This is a genomic window from Pseudomonas sp. 8AS, assembly GCF_902506505.1.
In the GTDB taxonomy this organism is placed as follows: domain Bacteria; phylum Pseudomonadota; class Gammaproteobacteria; order Pseudomonadales; family Pseudomonadaceae; genus Aquipseudomonas.
In genome coordinates, this window is sequence record NZ_LR733406.1 from 4,024,087 (window position 1) to 4,047,245 (window position 23,159).

A 23,159-nucleotide genomic window follows, 5' to 3' on the forward strand; every position below is an offset into this window, starting at 1 on the left:
ATAGAGATGTGTGCCATGTGCCTATTGAAGCGCGAAACAGCCTCGGGGGTCAGCTTTTCAATCGACAATAATTTTTTTGCGATCAGGGGTTTACAAGGAAAAACCCCACCCGTATTATTCGCGCCCACAACGTTGCTGAGACGTTGTACCACGGAAACGCTGAGCAATCATCGTTTCTTGTGCCCAGGTGGCGGAATTGGTAGACGCACTAGGTTCAGGTCCTAGCGGTGGCAACACCGTGGAAGTTCGAGTCTTCTCCTGGGCACCACTCTTCAGAGATCAAGCCGCTGGCTTGGTTTCGCTGTAAGCGGAGCAGCAATGTCCGAATCGGGAAACTGGTTGAACGCTGCAAAAAGTCGGTGAGCAATCATCGCAATGTGCCCAGGTGGCGGAATTGGTAGACGCACTAGGTTCAGGTCCTAGCGGTGGCAACACCGTGGAAGTTCGAGTCTTCTCCTGGGCACCACTTTTCAAAACAAAACCGAGCCACTGGCTCGGCTTTGTCTTTTCTGGCTTCTGAAAACCCGTCACACGGCGAGCTCGCATGAGCTCGCCCTGGCACGATCATACCTTGAACTGAGCGAAGCTGGCCTTGAGCTGATTGACCAGCATCTCCAGCTCGCGACCGCTGGCCGCCGTCGCACTGACCTCATGCGCCGCACGCTGCGCCTCACTGTGAATCACCTCGACCCGCCCGCGCACCGCACTGGCTCCATCGGCCTGATGCGCCGCAGCACGGCTGGCACTGTCGATGGCACCATGCACCTCATCCACCGACGCCTGCACCGACCGCTGCAGCCGGGCGCTGTCGCGTAGCGCCTGCAGGCCTTCGGCCGCCTGCTCGCCAGCCTGACCGATCACCGCCACCGCCTCGCGCGCGCCCTCCTGCAGCGCCGTGATATGCGCCTGGATGTCACCGGTAGACTGCTGGGTCTTGCTGGCCAGGGCGCGCACCTCGTCGGCCACCACGGCAAAACCGCGACCGCTCTCGCCGGCACGCGCCGCCTCGATGGCCGCGTTCAGCGCCAGCAGGTTGGTCTGCTCGGCAATCGAACGAATCACCGTCAGCACCACCTCGATCTGCTCGCTCTGCTGCGCCAAACGCTCGATCACCGCCGAACCGTTATCCACCCGCGCCACCAGCGCCTCGATCAGGCTACCGACGCGCTGGGCAATCGCAGCGTTCTCATGCGCCGCTTGGCGGATCGCCCCCACGCGCTGCTGCGCCTCGTGCATTGCCTGGCTTTCCGCCTGAGCAGCGCCGGCCATCTCCTCCAGCGCCTGCAGGCTGCCCGCCACCTCATCGCGCTGGCGCGAAGACGCCGCCTCGGCCGACGCGCTGCGCTGGGCCAGGCTGCGGATTTCCTCGCCGGTGCGCTGCGCCACCTCACCCGCCTCGCGCACGATGGGCTGCAACTTGGCGATGAAGCGATTGACCGCCTCGGCCATATCTCCCACCTCGTCGCGACTATCCAGCTGCACCCGCCGGGTCAGATCGCCCTCGCCCGCCGCCAGATCACGCAACGCCGCGATCAGCAGCTGCAAGCGGCTGAGCACGCGCCAGCCGAGGACCAGCGCGACCACCACGATCACCAGCAAACCGACCACCAGCAGACCCACGGCAATCCGCCAGCGCAGCCCCTCTGTCGCCGCGCGCACGGTCTCGCTGCCATTGCGCGCCATGTCCTGGGTCGCCTCCTCCGCCAGCTTGAGGCGCTGCTGCAGAGCCTGAGCACTTTCCTGCGCCGCCCCGGCCAGGCTGCTATCCACCAGCGCCCCGGCATTGCCGACCAGCGCCGCGAAGCGCCCATCGAGGGCGACCAGCTCCTTCTCCACCGCATCCAGGGAAATGCCCAGCTGGATCTTGCCGATGGGTTCGCCCATCGGACTGATCGCGACCTCGACCATATGCACCCGCGGATCACGCGAGGCCGCATCGACCAGCCGCTCCAGGGGCGTCTTGCCCTGGCCGGCGGCCACCAGCCCACGCACCTGCTCGTTGCTGCGATTGAAGTTGCGGGTCAGGCGCTGTCCCTGGGCGTCGTAGTACACCGCGAACAGCACCGCCGGATCGCGCTGGGCGATCCGCGTGAAGGCAGTCAGCGCCGGCGCATCATTGTCCCAGATCGCCTTGGGGGCGACGCCGGCCAGCAGCTGCGCCAGCGAACTGCCGGACTGCTTGAGGTTTTCCTCGAGCACCTGGCGCAGCTGCGCCTGCTCGCCCTTCAGCTGGGCGGAAAGGCCATCGCCCAGACGCTGCCGGGTATTGCTGGACAGCGCCGCCATGCCGTCGCGCATCTCCTGCTCGGCCTTGCCCAGCTCACCGGCCAGGCGTTCGCTTTCGCCACCGAGACGCCGACTCAGATCGGCGACCAGGCCATCGACACTGGCATGGGTCAGCCATACGGCCAGACCGACCTGCACCAGCATGGCGACACTCAAGGCAATGAAGACCGGCCGCAACAGGCGACTGCGCAACAACGAGAATAGAACGGACACTGCTCAACTCCTTCCGTCGAAACAACCCATATACCTTCATCGGCGGCGGACCGCAAAGCTGTAACCCAAAGCAAGGTATAGGCCAGACCGTGGATTTTCGCGCCAAACAAAAAGGCCGCTCGAAAGCGGCCTCTTGTTACTCAACACGAGCTCAGATCAAGCGAACGGGTGACGCAGCACGATGGTTTCGTTGCGATCCGGGCCGGTGGAAACGATGTCGATCGGCGCACCGACCAGCTCCTCCACACGCTTGATGTAGGCACGCGCCGCCGCCGGCAGCTCGTCGAGGCTCTTGGCGCCGAGGGTGGACTCGCTCCAGCCCGGCATTTCCTCGTACACCGGCTGCAGGCCGATGTAGCTGTCGGCGTCGGTCGGCGCATCGACCAGCAGCTTGCCCTCGGCATCCTTGTAACCGGTGCAGATCAGGATGGTTTCCAGGCCATCGAGCACGTCCAGCTTGGTCAGGCACAGGCCGGAGATGCTGTTGATCTCGATGGCGCGACGCAGGATCACGGCATCGAACCAGCCACAGCGACGGGCACGGCCGGTGGTGGAGCCGAACTCGTGGCCACGCTTGGCCAGGAAGGCGCCCGTCTCGTCGAACAGCTCGGTGGGGAACGGACCGGAACCGACACGAGTGGTGTAGGCCTTGGTGATACCGAGGATGTAGTCCAGATACAGCGGACCGAAACCGGAACCGGTGGCGGTACCGCCCGCGGTGGTGTTGGAGCTGGTGACGTAGGGGTAGGTGCCGTGGTCGATATCCAGCAGCGAACCCTGGGCACCCTCGAACATGATGTCCTTGTCGGCGCGACGCAGGTCATGCAGGGTGGCGGTCACGTCGGCCATCATCGGACGCAGCAGCTCGGCGTAGGCCATGCACTCGTCGAGGGTGGCCTGGAAATCCACCGCCGGCTCTTTGTAGTAATGGGTCAGGACGAAGTTGTGGTAGTCGAGCAGCTCGCCCAGCTTGGAAGCGAAGCGCTCGCGATGGAACAGGTCGCCGATGCGCAGACCGCGGCGGGCCACCTTGTCCTCGTAGGCCGGGCCGATGCCGCGACCGGTGGTGCCGATCTTGGCATCGCCACGGGCCTTTTCCCGGGCCTGATCGAGGGCCACGTGGTAGGACAGGATCAGCGGGCAGGACGGACTGATACGCAGGCGCTCACGCACCGGCACACCCTTCTCTTCCAGCTTGGTGATCTCGCGCATCAGGGCGTCGGGAGCAACCACCACGCCGTTGCCGATCAGGCACTGTACGCCTTCGCGCAGGATGCCGGACGGAATCAGGTGCAGCACGGTCTTCTCGCCATCGATGACCAGGGTATGGCCGGCGTTGTGGCCGCCCTGGTAGCGCACGACGGCAGCCACCTGCTCGGTCAGCAGATCGACGATCTTGCCCTTGCCCTCATCACCCCACTGGGTGCCCAGGACCACGACATTCTTACCCATAACACTTGTCCTCTATTCGAAAAGCTCGGTGCCGGCCACGGCCGACGGAAAATCACTCAGGACGCCAGGGGCGCCACCTGCCAACGGCCATCGCGCAGCTGCAGCTGGCGGTCGCAGCCCGCCTCGACGGCAGCGCCCGACTCCTGGCCCGGCAATGCCTGCACCACGCGCACCCCTTCACGACGCAGACGCTGCACAGCCTGCCACAGGTAGACATCATGGTGGTCCGGCGCCCAGACGCCAGCCGCCGGCTCGGCGACCTGCATGTCGCCCAGGGTCACCAGGGTCTTCAGGTCGGTGGAGAAACCGGTGGCCGGCCGCGCGCGACCGAAATCGGCGCCGATGTCGTCATAGCGACCGCCCTGGGCGATCGACTGTCCCATACCGGGAACGAACGCGGCGAACACCGCGCCGGTGTGGTAACGATAGCCACGCAGCTCGCCCAGATCGAAATACAGCGGCAGCTCGGGATAGCGCAGCTCCAGCTCGTCGGCAATCGCCACCAACTCGTCGAGCGCGGCATGCACCTCGGCCGGCGCCTCGACCAGGCAGGCCTGGGCCAGCTCCAGCACTTCGCGCCCGCCGCACAGCTCGGCCAGCGCACGCAGCATGGAGGCCAACTCGGCCGGCAAGCCGGCAGTCAGGGCAGCCACTTCATCCACGGCCTTGCGCTGCAGGGCGTCGAACAACTGCTGCTCGACCTCGCCGGACAGCTCGGCGGCACGCGCCAGGCCGCGGTAGATGCCGACATGACCGAGGTCCATGTGCACATCCGGCACGCGGGCCAGCTCGAGCATGTCGAGCATCAGGCTGATGACTTCCACGTCGCTGGCCGGGCTGGCATCGCCATACAGCTCGGCGCCCAGCTGGATCGGGCTGCGCGAGGTGGACAAGGCTCGCGGCTGCGCATGCAGCACGCTGCCGGCATAGCACAGGCGGCTCGGCCCTTCGCGGCGCAGGGTGTGCGCATCGATGCGCGCCACCTGCGGCGTGATGTCGGCACGAAAGCCCATCAGCCGGCCGGATTGCGGATCGGTCACCTTGAAGGTGCGCAGATCCAGATCCTGGCCAGCTCCGGTGAGCAGGGATTCGAGGTATTCGATGTGCGGAGTCACGACGAACTCGTAACCCCAGCGCTGGAACAGGTCCAGCACCTGGCGGCGTGCCGCCTCGATGCGCGCCGCTTCCGGCGGCAGTACTTCTTCGATGCCATCTGGCAGCAGCCAGCGGTCTACCGTTGCCATTTCGCCATTCCCCTCTCGGTCCGGGCGGCAGCCTTCAGTGAAGCAAATACAGGAGGGCGGTTCCCAGCAGCATGCTGGCAAGCCCCATCAGGCGCAGCCGACCATCAGACAGCTGCGTCAACTGCGTAAGCGCCGTGCGCCAACGCCGCGGATAGAGGAAGGGCAAGACGCCTTCCAGCACCAACATCAGGCACAACGCGATGCCGAATTCCTGCCACATGATTCCCGCAGACGCAAAAAAGCCGGGCTTTTTACCCGGCTGGCTCATGATAACACGTTTTCCGAAACGGTCACCCCGGCAGGCCGAATGGCCGCGCCGGGGATACGCCGGTCAGGGTTTGGAGCGCTCCATGTAACGGAAGAACTCGCTATCCGGATCCAGCACCAGCACGTCGTTCTTGCTGGAGAAGCTGTCGCGGTAGGCACCCAGGCTACGGTAGAACGCATAGAACTCCTGGTCCTGGCCGTAGGCCGCGGCATAGATGGAGGCCGCCTTGGCGTCGCCATCACCGCGCACTTCCTCGGACTCGCGATAGGCCTCGGCCAGCAGCACGCGCTTCTGCCGGTCGGCATCGGCACGGATGCCCTCAGCCAGCTCCTTGCCCTTGGCGCGATGCTCGCGGGCCTCGCGCTCACGCTCGGAAGCCATGCGATCGAACACGCTGCGGTACACCTCTTTCGGCAGGTCGATGGCCTTGACGCGCACGTCGACCACCTCGATGCCCAACTCCTTCTGCGCCATGCCGTTGAGCGACTTGGTGATGGCGGCCATCAGCGCATCGCGCTCACCGGAAACCACCTCATGCAGGGAACGGGTACCGAACTGGTTGGACAGTGCGGAGACCAGACGCTGCGACAGTCGATCGTCGGCGATCTGCTTCATGCCGGAAGTCGCGGTATAGAAACGCTCGGCATCCGCCACACGCCACTTGGCGTAGGCATCGACCATGACCGCTTTCTTTTCCAGGGTCAGCACACGCTGGATCGGCGACTCCAGGGTCAGCAGGCGGCCATCGAACTTGCGCACCTGGTTGACCATCGGAATCTTCACGTGCAAACCGGGCTGCACATCGGCCACCTGGATCTTACCGAACTGCAGGAGCACGGCCTTTTCCGTCTGGGTGACGATGTAGAAGCTGTTCCAGGCAACGACCGCCAGGACCACGCCCGCGATCAGGGCAAACAGTGATTTATTGCTCATCAGCGGCTCTCCCGCGTACGCAGATCGCGACGCTCCAGATCATTGATGATCCGCGTGGTCGTTTCACTGCTGGCCGGCTGCGCGGCATTGACAGCGCCCGTCGCACCGCGGCTGTCGATCATCTTGTCCAGCGGCAGGTACAGCAGGTTGCTCTGCCCGTCCTTACCGGTCACCAGCACCTTGCTGGTATTGCGGTAGACCTCCTGCATGGTGTCCAGGTACAGGCGCTGGCGAGTGATTTCCGGGGCCTTGCGGTATTCCGCGACCAGCTTGGTGAAGCGATCCGCCTCACCCTGGGCACGCGACACCACTTCGTCACGGTAACCGTTGGCATCCTCGATGATGCGCTGGGACTGACCGCGCGCCTCCGGCACCACACCGTTGGCGTAGGTTTCCGCCTGGTTCTTCTCGCGCTGCTCGTCTTCACGGGCGCGGATCACGTCGTCGAAGGCATCCTTGACCTCGGCCGGCGCCGTGGCACGCTGAATGTTGACCTGGGTGACGGCGATGCCGGTGCCGTAGGTATCGAGGAAGGTCTGCAGACGCTTGCTCACATCCTGCGACATCTGCTCGCGACCGAGGGTGATCACCTCATCCATCGAGGTGGAGCCGGCGACGTGGCGCAGGGCACTCTCGGTGGCATGCTGCAGGCTGATCTCCGGCTGGTCGACGTTCAGCACGAAGTCTTCCAGGTTGCTGATCTTGTACTGCACGGTCAGCGGCACTTCGACGATGTTCTCGTCTTCGGTGAGCATCTGCCCCTGCACGGAGAACGTCCGCTCGCGGGTCACGTTTTCCTGGAATTTCTTGTCGATCGGCGGGAAGTAGATGTTCAGACCCTGGCCGACCGTCTCATGGTACTTGCCGAGACGCAGGATGACGGCCTGCTCCTGGGCATCGACGATATAGATCGCGTTCCACAGCCAAACCGCAAACAGCAGCGCCGCGCCGATGCCCAGCAGGCCGAAGCCGCCGCCCTCGCCGCCACTGCGTTTCTTACCGCCGCCGAAGATCCCGTTCAGGCTCTCCTGCAGCTTGCGGAAGGCCTCGTCGAGATCCGGCGGGCCCTGGCGTCCACCGCCCTTGCGGCCGCCCCAGGGATCCTGATTGTTCGAATTGCCACCCGGCTCATTCCAAGCCATAGCGCTCTCCATCTGATAAAGCGAAGACGCGCCCGCGGCGCGCCGCCCAATGCTACAGAATGCCCGCCTGCCGCCGCAAAAACGATGGCACAGGCTTTATTGCAAAGTGTGTTGCGCGAGGAACTCCTGCGGCTCCCAGCCGGCACGACTGACCAGGCGATTCAGCTCGACCCGCGGCAGGCGGATGGCCAGCAGAATATCGCCGTTTTCGTCATGGGCTTCGCTCTGTACCGCATTCAAGGCGAAGAATTGCGCGCGCAGCCGCCCCAGACGCTGCGACAGGCGCAAGGTACCGACGAACAGGTCCTCGCCGAGTAACTCGGCAATCGCCTGGCGCAGCAAATCCAGGCCGGCACCATCACGCGCCGACAGCCAGACGCGCACCGGCTTGCCGTCGCCGTCGCGCTGGATCTGCGGCTCGACGTGCTCCAGCAGGTCGATCTTGTTGTACACCTCGAGCATCGGCAGCTCGTTGGCACCGATCTCGCCGAGCACGGCCATGACCTGCTCGATCTGCTGATCGCGCTCCGGCTCGTAGGCATCGATCACGTGCAGCAGCAGGTCGGAATTGCTCGACTCTTCCAGCGTGGCGCGAAACGCCTCCACCAGTTTGTGCGGCAGGTGGCGAATGAAGCCCACGGTGTCAGCCAGCACCACCGGCCCCAGGTCGTCCAGTTCGAGACGACGCAGGGTCGGATCGAGGGTGGCGAACAGCTGGTCGGCGGCATACACCTCGGAGGTGGTCAGCGCATTGAACAGGGTGGACTTGCCGGCGTTGGTATAGCCGACCAGGGAGACCGAGGGAATATCCGCGCGCTTGCGCCCGCGCCGCGCCTGCTCGCGCTGGCTGCGCACCTTCTCCAGGCGCTGCTTGATCTGGCGAATGCGCACCCGCAGCAGGCGCCGGTCGGTTTCCAGCTGGGTTTCCCCCGGACCGCGCAGACCGATGCCGCCCTTCTGTCGCTCGAGGTGAGTCCAGCCGCGCACCAGGCGCGTGCTCATGTGGTCGAGCTGAGCCAGTTCGACCTGCAACTTGCCTTCATGGGTGCGCGCGCGCTGGGCGAAGATATCGAGGATCAGGCCGGTACGATCGAGAACCCGGCATTCGAAGGCACGCTCGAGGTTACGTTCCTGGCTGGGGGTCAGGGTGTGGTTGAAGATGACCAGATCGGCCTCTTCGGCCCTGACCAGGTCGCGCAACTCCTCGACCTTGCCGCTGCCGACCAGAAATTTGGCGGTCGGCTGATGGCGCGGCACGCTGACGAAGGCCACCACGTCCGCGCCGGCAGAAAGCGCCAGCTCGCGAAATTCCTGCGGATCTTCGCGCGCCTCGGGATTCTGGCCATCCAGGTGAACGAGAACGGCCCGTTCACCACCACCGTGGCGCTCAAAAAACAAGGTGGACTCCCGTCAAGCGTTGCCCGGCTCGACTTGCTCGCCTTCGGTCGCACTCGGCAGGCGCACCGGACGGCTCGGCACCACGGTGGAAATGGCGTGCTTGTAGACCATCTGGCTGACGGTGTTCTTCAGCAGAATGACGAATTGGTCGAAGGATTCGATCTGGCCCTGCAGCTTGATGCCATTCACCAGATAGATGGAAACCGGTACGCGTTCCTTACGCAAGGTATTCAGGTAAGGGTCTTGTAGCGAATGCCCTTTTGACATATGCCGCACTCCTGTAGGGGTCAAAATGTAGTAAAGCAAAAATGGCTTATGCCGTATCGCGCTCAATAAGCAAGGATAGACGGCCGCCGAAAAGGTCTCACGTCAATATGGAGACCGCTTTCAGGTATTTCAAGGCACAAAAAAGATTGTCATCGGCCAGACTGTCCAGCCAATGCAGATCTGCCCAACCGCGCAACCAAGTGAACTGCCGCTTGGCCAGTTGGCGTGTGGCGATGATCCCCCGCTCCGTCATCTCCTCACGGCTCAGCTTGCCGTCCAGGTAATCCCACACCTGGCGGTAACCGACCGCGCGAATCGACGGCAAGCCCGCGTGCAAATCGCCCCGCAAGCGCAATGCTTCGACCTCTTCGATGAAGCCGTGTTCCAGCATTTGCCGGAAACGCAGCGCTATCCGCTCGTGCAACACGTGCCGTTGCACCGGCGCAATGGCCAGCTGCGCCACAGTATAAGGCAAACACGCCATACCCGGGGCGCCTAAACCGCGATTTTCCGCGGCCTGACGCTGCCTGTGCGCAGTCACGCTCAGGCCGCTGACGCGATGGACTTCCAGTGCCCGGATCAGGCGCTGCGGGTCATTGGGATGGATGCGCGCCGCCGACTCCGGGTCGACCTCGGCCAGCTCGCGGTGCAGGGCCGACCAGCCGAGCAGCGCGGCGCGCGCCTCCAGCTCGGCGCGCACCACCGGATCGGCGCCAGGCATGTCGGCCAGGCCCTCCAGCAGCGCCTTGAAATACAGCATGGTACCGCCCACCAGCAGCGGAATCCGGCCGCGCGCAGTGATCTCGGCCATCGCCGCCAGGGCATCGGCGCGGAATTCGGCGGCGGAATAGCTCTCGACCGGGTCGCGGATATCGATCAGGCGGTGCGGGTAGCGCGCCAGGGTCGCCCGGTCCGGCTTGGCCGTGCCGATGTCCATGCCTCGGTAGATCAGCGCCGAATCCACGCTGATCAACTCGCAGGGCAAGGCATCGGCCAGGGCCAGGGCCAGATCGGTCTTGCCGGCGGCGGTCGGGCCCATGAGGAAAATCGCGGGAGGTAAACGCTCAGTCATGGTTTCAAATCGCTCTCTAAGCGTCGCGAGTGCAGCTCAGGCAAGGCAAAAATCGGTGAGGAGGCGCAGTTTACCGATTGTAAATGAGCATTCCGAACCGATTTTTAACGCCGCATGAGCAAACGCAGCAGCTTAGGGAGTGATTTCAGCGACCACGAAGAAAGAGCTTGTCCAGATCGTCCATGCCCAACTGGGTCCAGGTCGGACGCCCATGGTTGCACTGGCCGCTGCGCTCGGTGTGCTCCATGTCGCGCAGCAGACCGTTCATCTCGGGCAGGGTCAGGCGCCGGTTGGCCCGTATCGCACCGTGGCAGGCCATGGTCGCCAGCAGCTCGTTGAGATGGGCCTGGATGCGGTCGCTGGTACCGTATTCGAGCAGATCGGCGAGCACGTCGCGCACCAGCTGGGTGGCCTCGGCCTGTTTGAGCAGAGCGGGGATCTGGCGGATCGCCAGGCTTTCCTCGCCCAGGCGCTGCAGCTCGAAGCCCAGGCGCTGGAACCACTCGGCATGCTCCTCGGCGCAATCGGCCTCGCGCTGGCTCAGGGCGATGGACTCCGGCACCAGCAAGGGCTGGCCGCGCAGCCCCTCGCTGGCCATGGCGGTTTTCAGCCGTTCGTAGGTGATCCGCTCGTGGGCCGCGTGCATGTCCACCAGGACCATGCCCTGGGCATTCTCGGCGAGGATGTACACGCCCTTGAGCTGGGCCAGGGCATAGCCCAGCGGCGGAATGTCGCCCTGGGCCTGCGGCAGGCCGGCAGGCGCAGCCTCGGGCAGCGGCGCGAAATACTCCCGATAAGCACCCTGCGCCTCGGCGGCCGGCAGCGGCGCCTCGGGGCGCGGCGCCTGGTAGCCGGCACCGGGTGAACGCCACATCGACACCGGCGCCGCCGGCTGCTCCAGCATATTGGCCGCCAGGCCCATCTCGCCCTGCGGACCGAACTCGCCGGCCGCCTGGCCGGTAGGGCGCACCATCTGGCTCACCGCCGCAGGCGCCGCCAGCTGGTCTTCCGGGCGCACCTCGCCCAAGGCGCGGTGCAGGGTGCCGTAGAGGAAGTCATGCACCATGCGACTGTCGCGAAAGCGCACTTCATGCTTGGTCGGATGCACGTTGACGTCGACCACCGTCGGGTCGATCTCGAGGAACAGCACGAAGGTCGGATGGCGGCCATTGAACAGCACGTCGCGGTAGGCCTGGCGCACCGCGTGGGCGACCAGCTTGTCGCGCACCATGCGCCCGTTGACGTAGAAATACTGCAGGTCGGCCTGGCTGCGCGAGAACGTCGGCAAGCCGACCCAGCCCCACAAGCGCAGGCCGCTGCGCTCGATCTCGATCGGCAGCGCCTGCTCGAGGAACGCCGGGCCACAGACGCTCGCCACGCGCCGCGCGCGACTGATCGCGTCCGGCGCCTCGTGCAGGGCGAACACCGTCTTGCCGTTGTGGCGCAGGTGGAAGGCCACGTCGAAACGGGCCAGGGCCAGGCGCTTGATGACTTCCTGCAGGTGATCGAATTCGGTCTTCTCGGCGCGCAGGAACTTGCGCCGCGCCGGGGTGTTGAAAAACAGGTCGCGCACTTCCACGGAAGTGCCGACCGGGTGCGCCGCCGGCTGCACCCGCGCCTCCATGTCGCGCCCCTCGGTTTCCACCTGCCAGGCCTGCTCGGCATCCGGGGTGCGCGAGGTCATGGTCAGGCGCGCCACCGAGCTGATCGAAGCCAGCGCCTCGCCACGGAAGCCCAGACTGATAACGCTCTCCAGGTCTTCCAGTTCGCGGATCTTGCTGGTGGCATGGCGGGCCAGGGCCAGCGGCAGGTCATCGGCGGGAATGCCGCCGCCGTCGTCGCGCACCCGCAGCAGCTTGATGCCGCCCTGCTCCACCTCGACGTCGATGCGTTTGGCACCGGCGTCCAGGCTGTTCTCCAGCAGTTCCTTGATCACCGACGCCGGGCGCTCGACCACCTCGCCGGCGGCAATCTGGTTGGCCAGCCGCGGACTGAGCAGCTGGATGCGCGCGCCGCCGCTCACGGCTGGGCCGCCAGCGCGGTAGCCGGGATACGCAGGGTCTGGCCGACCTTGATCACGTCCGAACGCAGCGAGTTGGCGCTGCGCAGCGCGGCCAGGCCGACCTGGTAGCGCTGGGCGATCAGCGCCAGGCTTTCGCCGGACGTCACCACGTGCTCGCGCGGCCCAGGGGCGATCTTTCCGGTGTCACGCAGCCAGGCGATGTAGGTGCCGGGCGGTGGATTCTGCTGGAAGAACTGCTTGACCCCGGTGGTGATCGAGCGCGCCAGGGCCTGCTGATGGCCGTGACTGGACAGCTTGCGCGCCTCGTTGGGGTTGGAGATGAAGCCGGTTTCGACCAGGATCGACGGAATGTCCGGGGATTTGAGCACCATGAAGCCGGCCTGCTCGACCCGGCGCTTGTGCAGCGGGGTGATGCTGCCCATGTGGCTGAGCACCTTCTGCCCGACGTTGAGGCTGGAGGACAGCGAGGCAGTCATCGACAGGTCGAGCAGCACCCCGGCGAGCATGCGGTCCTTGTCGTCCAGGCTGACGTTGCCGGCGCCACCGATCAGGTCCGACTGGTTTTCGCTGTCGGCCAGCCAGCGCGCGGTTTCCGAGGTGGCGCCGCGATCCGACAGGGCGAACACCGAGGCACCGAAGGCCGAGGCCCGCGGCGCGGCATCGGCATGGATGGAGACGAACAGGTCGGCGCCCTTCTTGCGCGCAATCTCGGTGCGCTTGCGCAGCGGAATGAAGTAGTCGCCGGTGCGCACCAGCTCGCCGCGGAAGCCCTTCTCGGCATTGATCTGGCGCTGCAGCTCCTTGGCGATGGCCAGGGTCACGTTCTTCTCGAACACGCTCTTGTTCGGCCCGAGCGCTCCCGGGTCTTCGCCGCCATGGCCGGCGTCGATGGCCACCACGATCTCGCGCTTGCCGCTGGGCATCGGCGGCAGCTTGGCCGGCGCCGTGCTGGGCACCTCGGCAACCGGCACCTGCGGCGGCGGGCTGGCGCTGCCTGCGCTATTTTGCGGCGGTGGTGTAGTGACAGTGTTGCCACTGGGCGGCACGGCCGGTGCAACCGCGGCCGAGCCAGCCGGCGCCGATTCCTGATCGAACAGGTCGACGACCAGGCGATGGCCGTACTGCTGATTGGGCGCCAGGCTGAAGCTCTTCGGCGACACCGTCGCCGACAGGTCGAGCACCAGGCGCAGGTCGGTCGGCGAACGCTGGGCCGAGCGCACCGCGGTGATCGGCGTGTTGCCCAGCGACAGCTGATCCAGACGGCCGACCATCTGCGCGCCGTTGATATCGATGACGATGCGGTTCGGTGCCGCCAGGGTGAACACGCTGTGCTGCACCGGACCGGACAGGTCGAAGACCAGGCGGGTGTTATCCGGCGCGCGCCACAGGCGCACGCTGCGCACTTCCGTCGCGGCCAGCACGTCGGCGGCCAGCGCCGCCAAGACTATCCCTACCCCGCTGAACAGCGCACGAATGCGCATAGCCTTCCCCATTTTTATATACAGACTCTTATAAGGCGGCAGATAAGGCAGCACACCACGCCTCGGCGCGGGCACTGTGCGGTTGCAACAGCAACGCACGGCCGGCTTCATGCGGGCTAATGGTAATGTCCAGGTCGGCCTTTGGCAAAACGCCGGCACCGCGCTGCGGCCACTCGATCAGGCACAGGGCGTCCGCGGCGAAATAGTCGCGAATGCCGAGAAACTCCAGCTCTTCCGGGTCGGCCAGGCGATACAGGTCGAAGTGGAAGATGCGCGCGTCGTCCAGCTCATAGGGCTCGACCAGGGTGAAGGTCGGGCTCTTCACCGCGCCCTGGTGGCCGAAGCCGCGCACGATGCCGCGCGACAGGGTGGTCTTGCCGGCGCCCAGGTCGCCATGCAGACAGATGATGCCGCGCCCCTCGGTCAGCGCCGCCAGGCGTGCACCGAGGACCAGCATGGCCTCCTCGTCAGCGGCGTACAGGGTTACTGCAGACATGGACAATGCTCCTCAAGCAACTGACGAATGGTCGGCAGCAGGTCGCTGGCCGCCAGCCCGCGACCGCCAGCCGCGAGCTGCTGCCCGGCACTGGCGTGCAGCCAGACCGCCAGCGCGGCGGCCTCGAAGGCGGCCAGGCCCTGGGCCCGCAGCGCGCCGATCAGCCCGGCCAGCACATCGCCAAAGCCGGCACCGGCCATGGCCGGATGCCCGCGGTCGCACAGCAGCAGGCGACCGTCGGGGGCGGCGACCAGGCTGCCGGCGCCCTTGAGCACCACCACCGCGGCGAACTTCGCGGCCAGGGCCCGGGCCGCCGCCGGTCGATCGGCCTGCACCGCGGCCGTGCTGCAGCCGAGCAGGCGCGCCGCCTCTCCGGGGTGCGGGGTGAGCACGCTAGCGGCGGGCAGCGTCACCACGGCGCTGGCCAGCAGGTTCAGCGCATCGGCATCCCACACCTGCGGCCGCGGGCTGGCCGCCAGCGCACTGAGCAGGCTGCGGCCCCAGGCCTGCTGACCGAGGCCGGGGCCGACCACCAGCACGTCGGCCTGCTCGCACAGCTCCGGCAACTGGTAGGTGGAATCGGTGGCCACGCACATGATTTCCGGGCGCCGCGCCAGAGAAGCCGGCACGTGCTCGCCACGGGTCGCCAGCGACACCAGGCCGGCGCCGCCACGCAGGGCGCTCTCGGCCGAGAGCAGGGCGGCGCCACCGAAACCGCGATCACCGCCGACCACCAGCACATGACCGAAGCTGCCCTTGTGCGCAGTGCGCGAGCGCGGCGCCAGGCGTGGCAACGCTGCGTCTGCCAGGCGCAGGGCCTGGCAGGGCTGCGCGGCGACCAGCTGCGGGTCGGCGCGCAGGTCATCGAACACCAGCTGGCCGACCCAGTCGGCGGCATCGCCGGTGAACAGGCCGAGCTTGAGGCCGATGAAGCTGACGGTGAGGTCGGCGCACACCGCCTGCTCCTCGACCAGGCCGCTGTCGGCATTCAGCCCGGAGGGGATGTCCACCGCCAGCACGGGCAGGCCGCTGGCATTGATCTGGGCGATGGCCGCCGCATACGGCTCGCGCAAGGCGCCGCGAAAGCCGGTGCCGAGCAGGGCATCGACCAGCACCCCCTGCAGCTCGGCGTCGGCCCGCCAGGCTTCTATCGCCACTCCGGCCGCGCGTGCCGCGGCGCAGGCCTGCGCGGCAGCACCGGCCAACTGCTGCGGCGCGCCGACCGCCAGCACGCGTACCGCCCAGCCGGCCTGTTGCGCCAGGGCGGCGAGCAGATAACCGTCGCCGGCGTTGTTGCCGGCGCCGCTCAGCACCGTCACGGCGGCGGCCTGCGGCCAGCGCCGGCGCAGCGCGCGCCAGGCCGCATGGGCGGCACGCTGCATCAGTTCAAAGCCGGGCGTTCCGCCGGCGATCAGCCGCGCATCCAGCTCGCGGACCTGGGCGGCACTGTACAACGGCAGGGGTAACGGGGTTTCGGCAAGCGACATGGTTCGGTGATTCCGGCGAGGTCTGGCAGAATTATACCCTCCTCGCCTCCGGTTTCCCGCCTGCCATGTCCGCCACCGTTCTCGACCTCGTGCACCTCGCCCAGTCCATCAAGGAGTGGGGCCGCGAGCTGGGCTTCCAGCAGGTCGGCATCGCCGACGTGCAGCTGGGCGAGCACGAGCGGCACCTGCAACGCTGGCTCGACGCCGGCTACCAGGGCGAGATGGACTACATGGCCGCCCACGGCAGCAAGCGCTCGCACCCGGAGCAGCTGGTACTCGGCACCCTGCGCGTGGTGTCGCTGCGCATGGACTACCTGCCCGGCGATACCCGCATGAGCGCCTGCCTGGCCCAGCCGGAAACCGCCTACGTGTCGCGCTACGCGCTGGGCCGCGACTACCACAAGCTGATCCGCAAGCGCCTGCAGCAGCTGGCCGAGCGCATCCAGCAGGCCATCGGCCCGTTCGGCCACCGCGCCTTCGTCGACAGCGCCCCGGTGCTGGAGAAGGCCATCGCCGAGCAGGCCGGGCTCGGCTGGATCGGCAAGAACACCCTGATCCTCAACCGCAAGGCCGGCAGCTGGTTCTTCCTCGGCGAGCTGTTCGTCGACCTGGCGCTGCCGGTGGATGCGCCGCATGCCACGGAACACTGCGGGCGCTGCACGGCCTGCCTGGATATCTGCCCGACCGCCGCCTTCGTCGCCCCCTACGTGCTGGATGCGCGGCGCTGCATTTCCTACCTGACCATCGAGTACAAGGGCAGCATCCCCGTCGAGCTGCGCCCGCTGATCGGCAACCGGGTGTTCGGCTGCGACGACTGCCAGCTGGTCTGCCCGTGGAACCGCTTCGCCAAGCCGACCGAGCAGAACGACTTCCAGCCGCGCCACGGGCTGGACAATGCCGCCCTGAGCGCGCTGTTCCGCTGGAGCGAGGAGGAATTTCTCAGCCGCACCGAAGGCTCGCCGCTGCGCCGCGCCGGCTACGAGCGCTGGCTGCGCAACCTAGCCGTCGGCCTGGGCAATGCGCCCTCGAGCATTGCGGTGCTGGAAGCGCTCGCGGCGCGCCGCGACGATCCGTCGGAGCTGGTGCGCGAGCATGTGCGCTGGGCGCTGCAGCGCCATGGCCAGGCATAGCCACGGCCGAACGCTTCACAGGCATGAAAAGGCCCGCACGCGGCGGGCCTGCGGTGCGTCAGACCTTGAGGAAGTGCTCGCGGTAATGGCGCAACTCGGCGATCGACTCGCGGATATCGTCCAGCGCCTGGTGGGTACCCTGCTTCTGGAAGGAGTCCTTGACCGCCGGCGCCCACAGGCCGGCGAGGATCTTCAGGGTCGACACGTCCAGGTAGCGGTAGTGGAAGTAGGCCTCCAGCTCAGGCATATACCGGTAGAGGAAGCGCCGGTCCTGGGCGATGCTGTTGCCGCAGATCGGCGACTTGCCTTTCGGCACCCACTGTTCGAGGAAGGCGATGGTCTGCGCCTGCGCCTCGGCCGGGCCGATCTTGCTCTCGCGCACGCGTTGGGTCAGGCCGCTCTCGCCGTGGGTGCGGGTGTTCCACTCGTCCATCCCGGCCAGCAACTCATCGCTCTGATGCACGGCGATCACCGGACCCTCGGCGAGGATGTTCAGGTCGCTGTCGGTGACTATGGTGGCCATCTCGATGATGACATCGCGCTCCGGCTCCAGCCCGGTCATTTCCAGGTCGATCCAGATCAGGTTGTTGGGGTTCTGCGGCATGGCGGTTACTCCTCTCTACAAGCGGGCAGTTTAGCCCGTCACAGCCGCCAGATCAGCAAACGCGAAGCGCGCCAGTCTGGCACCTCGACCACCTCATGGGCCGGCACCTGCGGCACCTCGAAGCTGTTGCTGATCAGCAGGGCGCCAGGGCGCATTTGCGCCCGCGCCTGCTGCCACAGACGCGCCATCGGCGCCGGCGAGAGAAAGCAGTAGACCACGTCGTAGTCGCCCAGCGCCTCGCGCCACAGGCTGCGGTAGCGCACCCGGCAGTTGCGGTAGGGCAGGCAGCGCAGCCAGGCGCAGAGGAACACCAGCGGCGCGGTTTCCACCCCGCGCAGATGCGCCTGCGGGTAGTCGCGCGCCAGCTGCACCAGGGTGCCGCCAAGCCCGCAGCCGAGGTCGACGAAACGAAAATCCGCCGCCTTCCCGGCCAGCAACCGGCTCAGGCACTGCCGCGTCGGCGCCCCGCTCAGGTACAGCGGCACCTGCTCGCGCAAGCTGTTCCAGTTGCTCAGCAATAGCAGCAGGAAAGCCCCGAGAAACCACCAGGCCGGCAGCTCGCGCGCCTGCAGCGCCACCAGCGCCGGGACGAAGGCCAGGTTCAACGGCAGCCACCAGCGGCGCAAACCCAGGCAGTGGCCGAGCGCCGCGGCCAGAGCGCCCTGCAGCAGCGCCGCCGGCCACAGCGGCATGCGCCAGCCGGCCAACTGCTGCAGCAGCACCAACAGCAGCGCCACAGCCAGCACGGCCAGCAGCTGGGCCAGCAACGCGCGCAGGGCCGGGTAACGGCTGGACAGTAGATCGAACATGGGACATCCGGCAACCGAGGAGGAACGCCAGTTGTACCAGCTCCGGCGGCGCCACAGCCAGCCCGCAGCCCCCGTGCTAAACTCGCGGCCGTTTCACTAACCCCGGAAAGGTCATGGCCAAACGCCAACTCACCCGTCGCCAGAGCTGGCGCATCGACAAGGTTCAGGAAGAGCGTGCGGCGCGTGCCGCCAAGCGCGAGTCGCGCCTGCTCGAAGAGCTCGAGGGCGGCGATCTCGGCCCCGAGCAGACCGGCCTAGTCATCGCCCACTTCGGCGTACAGGTCGAGGTCGAAGCCCTGGAGGGCGAACAGGCCGGCCAGGTCTGCCGCTGCCACCTGCGCGCCAACCTGCCGGCACTGGTCACCGGCGACCGCGTGGTCTGGCGGGCCGGCAACCAGGGCATCGGGGTGATCGTCGCGCAGCTGCCGCGCTCGTCGGAACTCTGTCGCCCGGATATGCGCGGCCAGCTCAAGCCGGTGGCGGCCAACGTCGACCTGATCGTCATCGTCTTCGCCCCGCTGCCGCATGCGCACGCCAACCTGATCGACCGCTACCTGATCGCCGCCGAACATGCCGGCATCCAGCCGCAGCTGCTGCTGAACAAGGCCGACCTGGTCGACGCAGAAAACGCCGCGCACCTGGGCGGCCTGCTCGCCACCTACCGCCAGCTCGGCTACCCGCTGCTGGAAGTGTCGGCCCACGAAGGCGGCGGCATGGATGAACTGCGCCAGCGCCTGGACGGCCACGTCAGCGTGTTCGTCGGCCAGTCCGGGGTCGGCAAGTCGTCGCTGGTCAACAGCCTGCTGCCCGGCGTCGACACCCGCGTCGGCCCGCTGTCGGAAGTCACCGGCAAGGGCACCCACACCACCACCACCGCGCGGCTGTTCCACTTCCCCGGCGGCGGCGAGCTGATCGACTCGCCCGGTATCCGCGAGTTCGGCCTCGGCCATGTCAGCCGCGACGACGTCGAAGCCGGTTTCATCGAATTCCGCGACCTGCTCGGCACCTGTCGCTTCCGCGACTGCAAGCACGACCGCGAACCCGGCTGCGCCCTGCTCAAGGCCCTCGAGGACGGCCGCATCCAGCCGCAGCGCATGGCCAGCTACCGGCACATCATCGCCAGCCTGCCCGAGGCAGAATACTGAGCCCCGCCGCCGCAGAAACGACAAGGCCGCGATCATCGCGGCCTTTTTCATTGTGCAGTCCTGCAGACGCGACGCGAGCCGCCTACTCCCTGGGCTCGTCGAACTGCAGCGCGCCATCCTCGAAGATATTCAGCTTCTCGCGCAGCTCCGGCGGCTGCACCGGCGCATCGGCCGCCGGCACCGGGTCGAGCGGCGCGGCGCCCTCGGCAGGCGGCGCGTCGCCCTGCTGTTCCTGCTCGCCCTCGATGGCGCGCTGCGCCTTCTTGGTCAGCACGGTGATGTCGATGCGCCGGTTCACCGGGTTGAGCGGGTCCTGGCGATCGAACAGCGCCGACGAGGCGTAACCGACCACCCGCGCCACCCGCTCGTCCGGGTAACCCCCGGCGACCAGGGCCCGCCGCGCGGCATTGGCGCGGTTGGCGGACAGCTCCCAGTTGCCGAACTCGCCATCGGCGGCAAACGGCTTGGCATCGGTATGGCCGCTGACGCTGATCTTGTTCGGCACTTCCTTGATGGTCTCGGCGAGGATCAGCAGGATGTCCTCGAAGTAGGGCTGCAGGCGGGCGCTGCCGAGGTCGAACATCGGCCGGTTCTCGGCATCCATGATCTGGATGCGCAGGCCGTCCTGGGTGATCTCGAAGAGGATCTGGTCCTTGAACTTCTGCAGCTGCGGATTCTCGTCGACCTTGGTCTGCAGCTCCTGCAGGAGCATTTCCAGGCGCTCGCGCTCAACCTGCTCGGCGAGCTCTTCGGCCTGGCTGGCGCTGACCTCCTGCTGCTCCTCGGTCTGCGCGTCGATCGCCGCGTCCTGGGCATCCGGGGCGTCTTTCATCTCCGGATTGAGGGTGCGATCGGGGGCCGGCGTCGGCGTACCGCCGAGGTCGATCACATGGGGGCTGGCACTCTCGGTGAAACCGATGGGGTCCTGGAAGTAACCGGAGATGGCCTTCTTCTGCTCGGGAGTGGCCGAGCTCATCAGCCACATCACCAAGAAGAACGCCATCATCGCCGTGGCGAAGTCGGCGAAGGCGATTTTCCAGGCCCCGCCATGGTGGCCGCCAGCGGTCTTCTTGACCCGCTTGACGATGATTGGCTGGTTGTTTTCCATGGCCCTTAGTTACCGCGCATGGCCTGCTCGAGCTCGCTGAAGCTCGGCCGGTGCGCGGGAAACAGCACCTTGCGCCCGAACTCCACAGCCAGCGTCGGCGGCATGCCGGAAGCCGAAGCCACCAGCGTGGCCTTGATCGCCTCGTACAGGTTCAGCTCTTCCTTGGCATCGTGCTCCAGGGCACCGGAGAGCGGGCCGAAGAAGCCGTAGGATGCCAGGATGCCGAGGAAGGTCCCGACCAGGGCGGTACCGACCTTCTCGCCGATCTGCGCGTTGTCCGCGGAAGCGAGGATCGACATGGTGATCACGATACCCAGTACCGCCGCGACGATACCCATCGCCGGCATGCCGTCGGCCACCTTGGCCACCGCATGGGCCGGGTGCTCCAGCTCTTCCTTGAGCCCGTTGAGCTCCATGTCGAAGAGGTTCTCCAGCTCGTGCGGCGCCATGTTGCCGGACGACATGATGCGCAGGTAATCGCAGATGAAGGCGGTCATCCCCGCATCCTTGAGCACCGAGGGGTACTTGCTGAAGATCGGGCTGGCGCTGGGCTCCTCGACATCCGCCTCGATGGCCATCATGCCTTCGCGGCGGCTCTTGTTGAGTATCTCGTAGAGCAGCTTCAGCACCTCCAGGTAGAAGGTGTGGGTGAAGCGCGAGCTGAACATCTTCAACGACTTCTTGAAGACGGTCATGAAGGTGCTGCCCGGGTTGGCCTGCAGGAAGGCGCCCAGGGCGGCGCCGCCGATGATCATCACCTCGAAGGGGTGGATCAGCGCCATGAACTTGCCGCCGGACAGGATGAAGCCGCCGAGCACGCTGCCGAATACGACCAAGATGCCGAGGATTTTTGCCATGGGAGATGAGCTTGAAGAGTCAGTCGGAAGGGTTATGCAAAACAACCCTTCTATTTATCGGAAGTATTGCGCCAGACTATAGGCAGTAAAGGCGAAAAGCCAGTTTGGCTCAATCTGCATGCCCACTTCCAAAGCCGCTCCACGCACCCTCGACGCCTGGCTCAAGCAGCTGGACGCCATTCGCCTGCCGGTTGCCGCCAGCCAGCACGAACGCGTGCGCCGCACCCTGCTCGACAGCCGCCGCTCGCTGCGCGAGATCGCCGAGCAGATGCAGCACAGCCCGACCATCGCCCTGCTGCTGCTGCGCGAAGCCAACCGCAGCAGCAACAGCTTCAGCGAACCGGCCGAGAGCCTGGAGATGGCGCTCAACCGCCTCGGCCTGAGCCGCGCCGAGGCTCTGCTGAACCAGATGCCGGTGGTCGACGAGGCGCAAATTCCCCTGGCCCTGCGCCAGTTGCTGTTGATCAGCCAGCACGCCTCGCAGCAGGCCAGCGGCCTGTTCGCCAACCGCCTGGCCCGCCTGTGGCAGGAGATCCACTGGGGCAGCCTGCTGTTTCTCGCGCCGCTGTGGCCGCTGGTCATGGCCTACCCGCAGCTGTTCGAGGCCTGGGAACGGCGGGTGCTGGGCCAGGGCGAGCCGGCCAGCCGGGTCGAACGCGAGCTGCTCGGCGTGCCCCTGCTGCAACTGTGCCTGGCCCTGGCCCGCCACTGGCGCCTGCCGGAATGGATAGTCCAGGGCTACCGCCTGCTGGTCGCGGACCGCCGCATGCTGATCAAGGCCCTGCACATCGCCCACGACAATGAACACCCCCTGCACCAGCAGCAGATGCTGGATGCCAATCCGCACCTGCGCCGCTGGCTGACCCTGCCGGGCAACAGCATCCTGCTGGCCAACGGCCTGGCGCTCTCCGCCCACCACAACTGGAGCTGCCAGCACCACCTGCGCTGGCAGCGCCTGACCGGGCTGTACCTGCACGTGGCTCTCGGCGAGCTGCAGCCACTGGTTCACCAGCAGGCCGTGCACAGCGCCCACCAGCATGCCCAACCCGGCCTCTGGCACCCCGCCGAGGCCCTGCTCTGGCCCTGGGACGCCTGCCGCCTGCAGCACCGGGCCCCGCCCGCGGCGATCAGGGGCGAGCTGGAGCCGTGGAAGGAACATTGCGCGCGCCTGCTGGCCAACCCGTCCGTCTTCGCCAACGTGCTGCAGCTGACCGACTGCGCACGCGGCGCCCTGCAGGCCGCCGGCATGCAGCGCATCCTGGTGCTGCTGGCCGACCGCACGCAGAGCCGGCTGATGACCCAGCAGGCCGCCGGCCTGCCGGCGGAAGCCGCCCAGCTGCGCCTCGAGCCGGCGCACAGCCAGGTGCTCCAGCGCCTGCTCAGCCAGCCCGGGCAACTGCGCCTGAGCCCGGCCAATATCGCCCAGTTCTCCGCCCTGCTGCCGGGCAGCCTGAAGGCCCTGTTCAGCGGCGAGCACCTGCTGCTGCGCTCGCTGGCCAGCAACGGCCGGGTGGTGATGCTGCTGGTGGCCGACCAGCAGGGCGCCCCGATCAGCGACAGCCAGCTGCAGGTGTTCGCCAAGACCGCCCAGTGCATCGAACGCGCCCTGGCCAGCTTTGCCCGCCGCGGCGCTTAGGGTCTCGAACCGCGTTGCTGCGCAAGAACGGGTTCCGACGCGGCCGTGAACGAAACGCGAACAGACCCTGGTCTTCCGCTACAATCGCGCCTTTTCCCCGTTGCCGGA

The 23,159-nt window shown here is 66.7% G+C and carries 20 protein-coding genes, 2 tRNA genes and 1 pseudogene; 5 read left to right on the forward strand and 18 right to left on the reverse strand.

All coding sequences use genetic code 11. From position 1 onward, the window contains the following. The first annotated feature begins 181 nt into the window (after positions 1-181). Positions 182-268, forward strand: a tRNA-Leu gene (locus GV001_RS18845). A gap of 111 nt (positions 269-379) precedes the next feature. Continuing rightward, positions 380-466, forward strand: a tRNA-Leu gene (locus GV001_RS18850). 98 nt (positions 467-564) lie between these two features. Here GV001_RS18850 and GV001_RS20445 read toward each other — a convergent pair. The 14 genes and pseudogenes from GV001_RS20445 to GV001_RS18915 form a co-directional block, all read right to left on the reverse strand. Then, positions 565-1,449, reverse strand: a complete 885-nt coding sequence (locus GV001_RS20445; RefSeq protein ID WP_372238594.1) for a methyl-accepting chemotaxis protein — start codon at positions 1,447-1,449, stop codon at positions 565-567. Further along, positions 1,423-2,430 (reverse strand): annotated as a pseudogene (locus GV001_RS20450) (HAMP domain-containing protein); the annotation flags it as partial. The gene GV001_RS20445 and the pseudogene GV001_RS20450, both read right to left, overlap by 27 nt. A gap of 225 nt (positions 2,431-2,655) precedes the next feature. Next, a complete protein-coding gene (locus tag GV001_RS18860; RefSeq protein ID WP_160082687.1) occupies positions 2,656-3,951 on the reverse strand; it encodes an adenylosuccinate synthase in 1,296 nt (431 codons plus the stop codon). Between the two features lie 56 nt (positions 3,952-4,007). Further along, positions 4,008-5,195 carry an ATP phosphoribosyltransferase regulatory subunit gene (locus GV001_RS18865; protein ID WP_160082689.1) on the reverse strand — a complete coding sequence of 396 codons (1,188 nt, stop codon included), beginning with the start codon at positions 5,193-5,195 and terminating at the stop codon, positions 4,008-4,010. A 34-nt stretch (positions 5,196-5,229) separates the two neighbouring features. Next, on the reverse strand, positions 5,230-5,415 hold the full coding sequence (locus tag GV001_RS18870) for a DUF2065 family protein (RefSeq protein ID WP_160083466.1): 186 nt from the start codon (positions 5,413-5,415) through the stop codon (positions 5,230-5,232). A 111-nt stretch (positions 5,416-5,526) separates the two neighbouring features. Next, positions 5,527-6,396: a protease modulator HflC gene (gene hflC, locus GV001_RS18875; RefSeq protein WP_160082691.1), complete on the reverse strand. Its 870-nt coding sequence runs from the start codon at positions 6,394-6,396 to the stop codon at positions 5,527-5,529. After that, positions 6,396-7,538 (reverse strand): FtsH protease activity modulator HflK, encoded by a 1,143-nt coding sequence (gene hflK / locus GV001_RS18880; RefSeq protein ID WP_160082693.1) that lies wholly within the window; start codon positions 7,536-7,538, stop codon positions 6,396-6,398. Before hflK ends, hflC begins: the two co-directional genes overlap by 1 nt. A 96-nt stretch (positions 7,539-7,634) precedes the next feature. Then, positions 7,635-8,936: a ribosome rescue GTPase HflX gene (hflX, locus tag GV001_RS18885; protein WP_160082695.1), complete on the reverse strand. Its 1,302-nt coding sequence runs from the start codon at positions 8,934-8,936 to the stop codon at positions 7,635-7,637. 12 nt (positions 8,937-8,948) lie between these two features. Beyond that, complete coding sequence (hfq, locus tag GV001_RS18890; protein WP_021701802.1) at positions 8,949-9,203, reverse strand: RNA chaperone Hfq; 255 nt, start codon at positions 9,201-9,203, stop codon at positions 8,949-8,951. 97 nt (positions 9,204-9,300) lie between these two features. Then, entirely contained in the window at positions 9,301-10,275 is a 975-nt protein-coding gene (gene miaA / locus GV001_RS18895) for a tRNA (adenosine(37)-N6)-dimethylallyltransferase MiaA (RefSeq protein WP_160082697.1), read from the reverse strand. Between the two features lie 145 nt (positions 10,276-10,420). Beyond that, on the reverse strand, positions 10,421-12,298 hold the full coding sequence (mutL, locus tag GV001_RS18900; protein ID WP_160082699.1) for a DNA mismatch repair endonuclease MutL: 1,878 nt from the start codon (positions 12,296-12,298) through the stop codon (positions 10,421-10,423). After that, entirely contained in the window at positions 12,295-13,791 is a 1,497-nt protein-coding gene (locus GV001_RS18905) for an N-acetylmuramoyl-L-alanine amidase (protein WP_218583044.1), read from the reverse strand. Before GV001_RS18905 ends, mutL begins: the two co-directional genes overlap by 4 nt. Positions 13,792-13,807: 16 nt before the next feature. Next, a complete protein-coding gene (gene tsaE, locus GV001_RS18910) occupies positions 13,808-14,275 on the reverse strand; it encodes a tRNA (adenosine(37)-N6)-threonylcarbamoyltransferase complex ATPase subunit type 1 TsaE (RefSeq protein ID WP_160082710.1) in 468 nt (155 codons plus the stop codon). Then, on the reverse strand, positions 14,263-15,762 hold the full coding sequence (locus tag GV001_RS18915) for an NAD(P)H-hydrate dehydratase (protein ID WP_160082712.1): 1,500 nt from the start codon (positions 15,760-15,762) through the stop codon (positions 14,263-14,265). Before GV001_RS18915 ends, tsaE begins: the two co-directional genes overlap by 13 nt. A 65-nt stretch (positions 15,763-15,827) precedes the next feature. Between GV001_RS18915 and queG the strand changes: the two genes are divergently transcribed. Next, positions 15,828-16,892, forward strand: a complete 1,065-nt coding sequence (gene queG / locus GV001_RS18920) for a tRNA epoxyqueuosine(34) reductase QueG (RefSeq protein WP_160082714.1) — start codon at positions 15,828-15,830, stop codon at positions 16,890-16,892. Between the two features lie 58 nt (positions 16,893-16,950). Here queG and orn read toward each other — a convergent pair whose 3' ends face one another. Next, on the reverse strand, positions 16,951-17,496 hold the full coding sequence (orn, locus tag GV001_RS18925; RefSeq protein WP_160082716.1) for an oligoribonuclease: 546 nt from the start codon (positions 17,494-17,496) through the stop codon (positions 16,951-16,953). 38 nt (positions 17,497-17,534) lie between these two features. Further along, positions 17,535-18,305: a class I SAM-dependent methyltransferase gene (locus GV001_RS18930; protein ID WP_160082718.1), complete on the reverse strand. Its 771-nt coding sequence runs from the start codon at positions 18,303-18,305 to the stop codon at positions 17,535-17,537. A 113-nt stretch (positions 18,306-18,418) separates the two neighbouring features. Between GV001_RS18930 and rsgA the strand changes: the two genes are divergently transcribed. Then, positions 18,419-19,450 (forward strand): small ribosomal subunit biogenesis GTPase RsgA, encoded by a 1,032-nt coding sequence (rsgA, locus tag GV001_RS18935; RefSeq protein ID WP_160082720.1) that lies wholly within the window; start codon positions 18,419-18,421, stop codon positions 19,448-19,450. A gap of 82 nt (positions 19,451-19,532) precedes the next feature. On the opposite strand, the gene motB is transcribed toward rsgA, so the two are convergent. Then, the gene (gene motB / locus GV001_RS18940; RefSeq protein ID WP_160082722.1) at positions 19,533-20,558 is read right to left on the reverse strand and encodes a flagellar motor protein MotB; all 1,026 of its coding nucleotides are present in this window, start codon (positions 20,556-20,558) and stop codon (positions 19,533-19,535) included. A 5-nt stretch (positions 20,559-20,563) separates the two neighbouring features. Then, positions 20,564-21,415, reverse strand: coding sequence for a flagellar motor stator protein MotA (gene motA, locus GV001_RS18945; RefSeq protein ID WP_160082724.1), 852 nt, complete (start codon positions 21,413-21,415; stop codon positions 20,564-20,566). Between the two features lie 118 nt (positions 21,416-21,533). On the opposite strand from motA, the gene GV001_RS18950 reads away from it, so the two are divergent. Further along, positions 21,534-23,051, forward strand: coding sequence for an HDOD domain-containing protein (locus tag GV001_RS18950; protein WP_160082726.1), 1,518 nt, complete (start codon positions 21,534-21,536; stop codon positions 23,049-23,051). Positions 23,052-23,159 lie beyond the last annotated feature (108 nt).

Bases quoted from the DNA above. Each gene is read 5' to 3' on its own strand.
- GV001_RS18870 (WP_160083466.1), bottom strand. From the start codon at position 5,415: ATGTGGCAGGAATTCGGCATCGCGTTGTGCCTGATGTTGGTGCTGGAA.
- GV001_RS18860 (WP_160082687.1), bottom strand. From the start codon at position 3,951: ATGGGTAAGAATGTCGTGGTCCTGGGCACCCAGTGGGGTGATGAGGGC.
- motB (WP_160082722.1), bottom strand. From the start codon at position 20,558: ATGGAAAACAACCAGCCAATCATCGTCAAGCGGGTCAAGAAGACCGCT.
- hflK (WP_160082693.1), bottom strand. From the start codon at position 7,538: ATGGCTTGGAATGAGCCGGGTGGCAATTCGAACAATCAGGATCCCTGG.
- miaA (WP_160082697.1), bottom strand. From the start codon at position 10,275: ATGACTGAGCGTTTACCTCCCGCGATTTTCCTCATGGGCCCGACCGCC.
- GV001_RS18950 (WP_160082726.1), top strand. From the start codon at position 21,534: ATGCCCACTTCCAAAGCCGCTCCACGCACCCTCGACGCCTGGCTCAAG.
- motA (WP_160082724.1), bottom strand. From the start codon at position 21,415: ATGGCAAAAATCCTCGGCATCTTGGTCGTATTCGGCAGCGTGCTCGGC.
- tsaE (WP_160082710.1), bottom strand. From the start codon at position 14,275: ATGTCTGCAGTAACCCTGTACGCCGCTGACGAGGAGGCCATGCTGGTC.
- hflC (WP_160082691.1), bottom strand. From the start codon at position 6,396: ATGAGCAATAAATCACTGTTTGCCCTGATCGCGGGCGTGGTCCTGGCG.
- GV001_RS18930 (WP_160082718.1), bottom strand. From the start codon at position 18,305: ATGTTCGATCTACTGTCCAGCCGTTACCCGGCCCTGCGCGCGTTGCTG.
- GV001_RS18905 (WP_218583044.1), bottom strand. From the start codon at position 13,791: ATGGGGAAGGCTATGCGCATTCGTGCGCTGTTCAGCGGGGTAGGGATA.
- orn (WP_160082716.1), bottom strand. From the start codon at position 17,496: ATGCCGCAGAACCCCAACAACCTGATCTGGATCGACCTGGAAATGACC.
- rsgA (WP_160082720.1), top strand. From the start codon at position 18,419: ATGGCCAAACGCCAACTCACCCGTCGCCAGAGCTGGCGCATCGACAAG.
- queG (WP_160082714.1), top strand. From the start codon at position 15,828: ATGTCCGCCACCGTTCTCGACCTCGTGCACCTCGCCCAGTCCATCAAG.
- hfq (WP_021701802.1), bottom strand. From the start codon at position 9,203: ATGTCAAAAGGGCATTCGCTACAAGACCCTTACCTGAATACCTTGCGT.
- GV001_RS18915 (WP_160082712.1), bottom strand. From the start codon at position 15,762: ATGTCGCTTGCCGAAACCCCGTTACCCCTGCCGTTGTACAGTGCCGCC.
- GV001_RS18865 (WP_160082689.1), bottom strand. From the start codon at position 5,195: ATGGCAACGGTAGACCGCTGGCTGCTGCCAGATGGCATCGAAGAAGTA.
- GV001_RS20445 (WP_372238594.1), bottom strand. From the start codon at position 1,449: ATGGCCGAGGCGGTCAATCGCTTCATCGCCAAGTTGCAGCCCATCGTG.